This window comes from Actinophytocola sp. (assembly GCF_036002505.1).
GTDB lineage: Bacteria > Actinomycetota > Actinomycetes > Mycobacteriales > Pseudonocardiaceae > DASYTH01.
Genome location: NZ_DASYTH010000253.1, coordinates 1 through 7,158 on the forward strand (window position 1 = coordinate 1; position 7,158 = coordinate 7,158).

General features: G+C 67.8%; 11 protein-coding genes and 2 pseudogenes. 8 read left to right on the forward strand and 5 right to left on the reverse strand.

Going from position 1 to position 7,158, the window contains the following annotated elements:
* The first annotated feature begins 148 nt into the window (after positions 1 to 148).
* The 4 genes from VGR06_RS22620 (at position 149) to VGR06_RS22635 (ending at position 1,998) form a co-directional block, all read left to right on the forward strand.
* Positions 149 to 598 (forward strand): DUF222 domain-containing protein, encoded by a 450-nt coding sequence (locus VGR06_RS22620; RefSeq protein ID WP_327561116.1) that lies wholly within the window; start codon positions 149 to 151, stop codon positions 596 to 598.
* An 82-nt stretch (positions 599 to 680) separates the two neighbouring features.
* Entirely contained in the window at positions 681 to 1,076 is a 396-nt protein-coding gene (locus VGR06_RS22625; RefSeq protein ID WP_327561107.1) for a hypothetical protein, read from the forward strand.
* Positions 1,077 to 1,174: 98 nt separating this feature from the next.
* Positions 1,175 to 1,849, forward strand: coding sequence for a DUF6766 family protein (locus VGR06_RS22630; protein WP_327561108.1), 675 nt, complete (start codon positions 1,175 to 1,177; stop codon positions 1,847 to 1,849).
* Complete coding sequence (locus tag VGR06_RS22635; RefSeq protein WP_327561109.1) at positions 1,849 to 1,998, forward strand: hypothetical protein; 150 nt, start codon at positions 1,849 to 1,851, stop codon at positions 1,996 to 1,998. The genes VGR06_RS22630 and VGR06_RS22635 overlap by 1 nt, the downstream gene beginning before the upstream one ends.
* A gap of 85 nt (positions 1,999 to 2,083) precedes the next feature.
* Here VGR06_RS22635 and VGR06_RS22640 read toward each other — a convergent pair whose 3' ends face one another.
* From VGR06_RS22640 to VGR06_RS22650, 3 genes are all read right to left on the reverse strand, one after another.
* Positions 2,084 to 3,199, reverse strand: a complete 1,116-nt coding sequence (locus VGR06_RS22640; protein WP_327561110.1) for a glutamate--cysteine ligase — start codon at positions 3,197 to 3,199, stop codon at positions 2,084 to 2,086.
* A complete protein-coding gene (locus VGR06_RS22645) occupies positions 3,189 to 3,518 on the reverse strand; it encodes a plasmid stabilization protein (protein ID WP_327561111.1) in 330 nt (109 codons plus the stop codon). Before VGR06_RS22645 ends, VGR06_RS22640 begins: the two co-directional genes overlap by 11 nt.
* 159 nt (positions 3,519 to 3,677) lie before the next feature.
* Positions 3,678 to 3,818, reverse strand: coding sequence for a hypothetical protein (locus tag VGR06_RS22650; protein WP_327561117.1), 141 nt, complete (start codon positions 3,816 to 3,818; stop codon positions 3,678 to 3,680).
* A gap of 68 nt (positions 3,819 to 3,886) precedes the next feature.
* On the opposite strand from VGR06_RS22650, the gene VGR06_RS22655 reads away from it, so the two are divergent.
* Positions 3,887 to 4,276 (forward strand): hypothetical protein, encoded by a 390-nt coding sequence (locus VGR06_RS22655; RefSeq protein ID WP_327561112.1) that lies wholly within the window; start codon positions 3,887 to 3,889, stop codon positions 4,274 to 4,276.
* 183 nt (positions 4,277 to 4,459) lie between these two features.
* Here VGR06_RS22655 and VGR06_RS22660 read toward each other — a convergent pair.
* Together VGR06_RS22660 and VGR06_RS22665 are read right to left on the reverse strand one after the other, a co-directional pair.
* Positions 4,460 to 4,819 (reverse strand): annotated as a pseudogene (locus tag VGR06_RS22660) (cbb3-type cytochrome c oxidase subunit I); the annotation flags it as partial.
* 5 nt (positions 4,820 to 4,824) lie between these two features.
* Complete coding sequence (locus VGR06_RS22665) at positions 4,825 to 5,157, reverse strand: DUF3040 domain-containing protein (RefSeq protein WP_327561113.1); 333 nt, start codon at positions 5,155 to 5,157, stop codon at positions 4,825 to 4,827.
* A 153-nt stretch (positions 5,158 to 5,310) separates the two neighbouring features.
* On the opposite strand from VGR06_RS22665, the gene VGR06_RS22670 reads away from it, so the two are divergent.
* The 3 genes and pseudogenes from VGR06_RS22670 to VGR06_RS22680 all read left to right on the forward strand — a co-directional run.
* Positions 5,311 to 5,457: a hypothetical protein gene (locus VGR06_RS22670; protein ID WP_327561114.1), complete on the forward strand. Its 147-nt coding sequence runs from the start codon at positions 5,311 to 5,313 to the stop codon at positions 5,455 to 5,457.
* Between the two features lie 14 nt (positions 5,458 to 5,471).
* A pseudogene (locus tag VGR06_RS22675) lies at positions 5,472 to 6,247 on the forward strand (thiamine pyrophosphate-binding protein); the annotation flags it as partial.
* A gap of 216 nt (positions 6,248 to 6,463) precedes the next feature.
* On the forward strand, positions 6,464 to 7,158 hold a 695-nt coding region (locus VGR06_RS22680), incomplete at its 3' end, for a transposase family protein (RefSeq protein ID WP_327561115.1).

The following is a 7,158-nucleotide window of genomic DNA, read 5'->3' on the forward strand; positions in this document are numbered from 1 at the left end:
GTCTCGAAGGTCACCTTCATGGCATCGGACATCGTCACCGGAGAACCTCCCACCACAGCAACACCACCAGCTACCCAGGCTCGGGCCGTGGGCGGCCAAACCGCCCCACGATCGACAAGTCCCTCCAGAAGAGCCACACCCGAAAGAGATCGCCCTCCGCATGCGCCGCGACTACGCATTGATGCTGGATACGGTCGCCGAATTGGAACACGCACAGACCGCGCAATTCGCCGGCTACGCCAGCCTCCCAGTCCTGATCGCCGAATACCTGAACATCACCCGCAACGACGCCACTCGCATGGTCACCCAATCCGAACTGGTCGCCGAGACCGTCACCCCGATCGGCTACACCGCACCCGTCAAACTCCCCCAAGTCCGCGAAGCCCTCCACGAAGGCAAGCTCGACCCCAAACGCGTCGACGCCATCGCCCGGGTCGTGCAGCAGGTCCCCAACTGGGCCATCCGCACCCTGCTCACCGAGGCCGAGATCCCGGACATCGACACCATGACCGACGTGCTGCTGGCCCCGCTCGCCCCCGAGCTCTACCGCTACCAGCGCCACGACCGCGGCCGGCCGCGCGGATCACCGAGGCGCTGACCGAGCTCGCCTACCGGGTCTTCACCGCCTGCCGGTGACCGCCCGGGTTTACCCAGCGGGGCGCCGGGACATTCCTAGAGGCATGCGACTCCTGGTCACCGCCGGCGGCCTGGTCCTGTGTGGCCTGCTCCTGGCGGGCTGCACCGGCCCGGGCGAACCCGACGCCCGGCGGGCGGCGACCGGGTTCCTGGACGCCGCGGAGCGGGGCGACCGGGAGGCGGCGTGCGCGTTGCTCGCCCCGCGGACCAGCGCCGATCTGTCCACTTCGGAGGGTCAACCCTGCGCGGAGGCGCTGCCGGCCGACCGGATCCAGCCCGGGACGGTCCGATCGGTACAGGTGTGGTCGGGTCGGGCCCAAGTGGACACCGACGCGAACACGATGTTCCTGACCGAGTTCGACGACGGCTGGCGGGTGTCGGCAGCCGGGTGCACACCGGCGGGCGAGTCCGAGCCGTACCGGTGCGTGGTGGGTGGCTAGATGCGCCGAGTGATCTTCAACGTCTATCTCGCGGTCATCCTCGGCGGGCTGGCCTATTTCCTCGTGATCGGGCTGCTGCGGCTGTGAGGGAGGCAACCATGCGGCGTTTCCTGCGCGACAACGGCCTGAGCCTGGTGTTCGGCGCGCTGTTCCTGGCGGCGCTGGTCGGTCAGGCCATCGCCGGGCACGCGGACTTCAACAACCGCCAGCTCGCCAGCGGCGCGCAACCCGAGCCGTTCCTGAGCTTCGTGGCCTCCAGCGACTTCGTGGTCGATGTCGCGGAGAACTGGCAGTCCGAGTACTTGCAGTTCTTCCTGTTCATCTACGGCACGGTATGGCTGGTCCAGCGCGGCTCGCCGGAGTCCAAGCAGCCGCACGAGGCCGGCGCCGAGTCCGACGAGCAGCAGCAGCTGGGTCGGTACGCAACGCGCGAATCGCCGCACTGGGCGAAAACCGGCGGCTGGCGCACGATGCTGTTCTCCAGTTCGCTCGGCCTGCTGATGGCCGGCCTGTTCGTGGTGTCCTGGCTGGCCCAGTCCATTGCCGGGCTCAGCGCCTACAACGCGGACCAGCTCGCCGGCCACGAGGCGGCCGTCGGTTGGTTCACCTACCTTGGCAGCGCGGACTTCTGGAACCGCACCCTGCAGAACTGGCAGTCGGAGTTCCTGGCCATCGGCTCGATGGTGGTGTTCAGCATCTATCTGCGCCAGCGCGGCTCCCCGGAGTCCAAACCGGTCGGCGCACCGCACGTGGTCACCGAGGAGTCCGGTTGATGAGCCGCGCCGGGGAGGCCGAGCACGAGCAGCTGGCCCGCAGCCTCAACGAGCTGCTGCAGGAGATCCGGGTGGCGCAGGCCGGAGGTGCAGATCCTGTTCGGATTCCTGCTGTCCATCGCGTTCACCGAACGGTAGGCGAATGCTGACGCATTTGTGAAAGCACCTGCCGGACGATCCGCTCCCGCTGTACGTCCATGACCGGCCTGTGCCCGGCCACAGTTCGGTTCAAACTCACGCACCAGGCCCGGTGTGGCCGGGTTCTGCCTCCTCGCTGATCTCGCCGAGCACGTCGTCAAGCCGCCCCCCGGCCGCGTATGCCCGGCGCTGCCGTGCGGCACCGCCACCCTCGCGACGCAGCCAGTCCACTGTGGACACGGTCAGGTCCAACTCGCCGGCCTCCGCCAGCCGGGCATGGTTGGCCCGGACCAGATCGTCCACAATGGCCAGTACCGGGCGGGCCTTGCCGGTTTCCGGGTCCGGGCACCGCCCCTCGAGACCGTCCTTGGCGGCGCGCCACAGGCCGGCCCGGACCACCTCGGTCGGCAGCCGGGGCGCGGCGACCCCGTGCGTCACGGCGTCCAGCGCGGTCCGCACCAGCGTGCGCACCAGCACCGCGACCAGCGTGGCCTCCCGCACGGTGCCGAGCACGTCCGGTATCCGGACCTCGAGCGTCGGCTGGTGCTCCGACGGGCGGATGTCCCAATAGATCATCTTCCGGTCGAGCGCCGCGCCGGTTTCCAGCAGTCCGGCCAGGATCGCCTCGTAGTGGCCGACCGACTCCAGGTACGGCGGCGGCCCCGCGGACGGCCACCGGCTGTAGATCACGTGCCGGCTGCTCGCGTAGCCGGTGTCGCGCCCCTCCAGGAACGGCGAGTTCGCCGAGAGCGCCATCAGCACCGGCAGCCACGGCCGCAGATGGTTGGACACCTCCAGCGCGACCGCGCGGTCGGCGACGCCGACGTGCACGTGGCAGCCGCAGACCAGGTTGCCGAACACGATCCGGCCGAAATGCTCGCCGATGCGGTGGTAGCGCGTGCCCGGGCCAATCGGCAGGTCGCCGGGTTGTTGGTGCACAACGGTTCCGGACGCGGCGAGCAGCGCGCCGTTGCGGGTGGCGCCGCGGGCCAGCTGGGCTCGCAGGCCGGTGAGCTCCTGGTACAGCTCGGGTCCGGTGCCGCACACGCCGGTCGCGGACTCCACCTGGCAGCGCAGCAGCTCCGGCTTCAGGTCGGAGTCGGCGGCGTCGGCGGCGTCGAGCGCCTCCGGCGCGCGCTGCACCAGCAACCCGTTCCGGTCGACGAGGAAGAACTCCTCCTCGACGCCGATCGTCTCGGCGTCACCGGCCAAGTGCCTTGGCCAGTTCGCTCTTGGTCATCTTCGACCGGCCCTTGATGTTGCGCTTCCTGGCCTCGTTGTACAGCTGGTCGCGGGTCGGTCCCTTGGGTCCGGTCCGGTTGCCGGAACGCTTGCCGCCCCTGCGTTGCGGCGACATGTCCTTGACGGACGTCCGGCTGGCCTGCTTCGACTCCCCGGACTGCGCGCGGTTCTTGTTCACGGTGCGGGCCGCGATCTCCTCGGCCCGGTCAGTGCTCGCACCGCGACTCTTCGCCGAGGACTTGATGTGCTCGTACTGCCGTTCCCGTTTCTCACTCCAGGCGCGGGGCATGACACGCCTCCTTTCCTCATCGGGCCGGGATACCCGGTCCAGACCGGCCTACTCGTCCGCGGGGATTGACCGCGGTCACTCCGGGTGCCCGAAACCACTTGCGGAAACGCGACGCCACGAATGCCTCGTTCAGTGCGCCAGCCGCAGTGAATGACTCATTCATTGCACGTTCAGGTCGCCCGCCGAGTACGCGTCCACGAAGTCCACCCGCGCGCACAGCAGCGACCAGAAGTACCGCTCCTTGCCGTAGCCGAACGGGTGCTGGCGGTCCGCAGGCCCGCGCCGGCCGGACCCGCTCATGCCGGCCGCATACCCAGCATGAACTCCGGCTGAACCGGGTATCCGGAGACCTGGTCCGAGGAGGTGCCATGACCGACAACTTCGAGCAATTCGACGAGGACAACGTCGGGCTTGATCCGCTGGAGGAGGGCATGGATCCGCCCGAGCACTGGGCGCAGGCGGACAGGTTCGGCAACACCGAGCGGGAGGTGCGTGAGGGCCAGGACCTCGACCACCGGCTGGCCGAGGAGCAGCCGGACACCGAGCCGGAGCCGCCGCCGGAGCGACCGTGGGGCGCCACCCCGGACGACGAGCTGGACGAGTCCATCGACGAGCGGTTCGACGAACCCGAACCGATCGCACCCGAGGAGCCGGACCGCCGCCAGCCGGACGCCGCCGCCCGCAGCGGCACCTCGGCCAACCAGGCCGGCGGCTCAATCGCCGAGGAGATCCGCACGCCCCCGGATCAGCCGGTGTGACCCCGACCTCCACCAGCCCGCTGGCCGCCGGCCGCAGCTCCTTCCTTCTCCCAGAACCGGAAGAACTCGTCCTGCTCCGGCCCGATCTGGCTGAGGTAGATCTCGTCGTACTCTGCGTCCACAAAGGACCGAAGGTGGCCACGTACGCGCAACGGCTACCCCGGGCGGTCGCGTCAATCCTGTGTGCGCGCCGAGCCGGCGGTCGGCCAGCAACCCGAGCAGGGCGGCCGCGAGGATGGGGAACGCCAGCAGTACCAGGATGCTGGTGAACAGGATGTTCCAGGTGAAGATCGGCATCCGGAACATGGTCATGCCCGGCGCACGCAGGCACACGACCGTGGTCATCATGTTGACCGCGCCCAGGATCGTGCCGAGTCCGCTGAGCACCAGCCCGCCGGCCATGAAGAAGCCGAACGCGGTGACCAGGTACAGAATCCCGATCAGCTTGTGGTCGGTGGTCGCCACCACCCGCAGTAGCGCCCCGCCCTTCGGCGGCCGGCGGGCCACCGGCACGGGCACGGGCGACGGAGCGAGCGTGGCCATGTCACCTAGACGGCGGGCAGATCCGGGAACGGCGGGCGCGGCGAGCGCTTCGACGGCCGCACCTTCGGCCCCTGTGACCTGCGCTTCTGCCACCGCAGCAGGACCAGGGCGGCGATCAGCGCCAAGGCGCCGAGCAGCACCGTGGACAGCGACTGGGCGAGCACCCCAGCCACCTCGGCGAGGCCGGCCAGCACCGCGGCCACGACCAGCGGCCAGCGCTTGTCGCTGAGCGGGCGGCGGGGTCTGCCGCTGCTGAGCGCCTGGGCGAAGGCCGGATCCTCGATGCGGAGGTGGGTGGCGATCAGTTCCAATTGACGACGATCGTCCTGGCTCAGCATGTCACGCTCCCGGGGTGAGGCGGGGCTCAGTCATCCCCGGAATAGCCAGCCAGGCCCGTGTCCAAACCGTGACCGGCTCCGCTCCACAGTAGACAGTTTGACCGGGCCCGCGTGGAGGTAACCGGCGCCGGGGTCGAGGCGGGAGTTTGTCGCATGCTCAGGTTCCTCATGGCGCTGGTGGTCGTGCACGGCATCGGCGGGATCGCGTTGGCCGGCAACTGGTTCTGGATCCGCACCGCGGTCGTGCTCGCGGTGTGGCTGCTCGGCATCGACTTCCCGACCAGGTCCGGCCGCCGCTGACGCGTGTCGGGTGCGCACTCGCGGCCGTGGGGTACGCCGAGTTCAGCGGCAAGGTCGGGGTGTGCCTGGCAACCTCCGGTCCGGGCGCGATCCAACCTGCGGGGCGGCCTCTGCGACGCCAAACTCGACCACGTGCCGGTCGTCGCGATCGTCGGCCAGACCGCCCGCGCCGCCATGGGCGGCGCCAACCAGCAGGAAGTCGACCTCCAAGCCCTGTTCAAAGACGTAGCCAGCGAGTACCTGGTCGAGGTCAGCGTCGCCGAGCAACTCCCCAACGCCCTCGACCGAGCCTCACCCACTCCATCGCCCTGGCCTCCGACAACGAGATCACCCACGCCGCCGAAGTGATCAATAACGGCGAACGCCTGGCGATCCTGGTCGGTCAAGGCGCCCGCGGTGCCGCCGCCGAGGTCCGTGAACTGGCCGAGCTGACCGGCGCCGGCGTAGCAAAAGCCTTGCCGGGCAAAGACGTTCTCCCAGACGATCTCCCCTACGTCACTGGCGCCAAGTTCGCCCACCCCGACCGCCCGGTGATCGCCCTCGTCGGCGACGGCACCATGCAGATGAACGGCACGGCCGAGCTGATCACCGCGCTGCGCTGTCATCCACAGTGGACAGATCGGCGGTGCGCAGTCTGCGTGTTCCATGACAACGATCTCAACCAGGTAATCTGGACCATGCGCTCAGCGCGGATGGGTTGGTCGTGTTGGACGTTCGGTGTGATCCTAATGTGCCGCCGATTCCGCCGCATGCCACGTTCGAGCAGGTGAAGGCTACGACGGAGGCGGTGCTCAGGGGGATCCGGATGCTTGGGACATGGAGGATTATGCAAAAAGCCTGGTAACCGCGCCGACAAAACGGATCGAAGATTCGTGATTATCTCGGCGTGTCGTCGACAATGGGCAACGGTTCTCGCGGGAGAATTTGAGAGTTCCTACCAAAGAATTCTCAAAGCCCGGGAGAACCGTTGCGATACTATCGTACTACAGGCTTGCAGTTGACCCAAATGCAGGAGCTCGTCCGGCGTGTTCAAGGCAGGTTAACGGCGCCCTGGCAGAAGAAGACCGGGCGACCGAAATCGTGCGGGCTGTATCATGCGGTGGAGGTCGCGTGCATGTATCTGCGGCACAACAGTACGCAGGAGTTCATTGGCGATCTGCGGGACATCTCCCAACCTACTGTCTCGCGGATCGTCACCGTCCTGGTGCCGACTATCAAAGCAGTCCTCGAGGAGTTCGTGCCCAACGCCAAGGACGCCATCCGGCTGGTCAGGGGCAAGGTGTGCCTGGTAGACGGCACGATCACGCCCTGCTGGTCCTACGCGGAGCATCGGGAGCTGTGGAGTCGAAAGCACGGCACTACCGGATTCTGTGTCCAGCTTATCGGTCTGCTGGACGGCACCCCGATCTGGATTTCCGATCCACTTCCCGGCAAGACCCATGACAAGAAAGCGTTCGACAACACAGAGGCCACCGATATTATCAAGAAAGCCCTGGCTGGCATCGGCGACAAGGGCTATCAAGGAGCCGACCTGTTCACCCCCACCAAGAAACCCCGCCACCGAAAACTCAGCAAAGGCGAAAAGACAGCCAACACGGCACTATCCGCACTCCGCGCACCCATCGAGCGGGTCGTGGCACACTTCAAGAACTGGCGGATACTTCACACCGACTACCGACGCCCCTACACCACATACCGGGA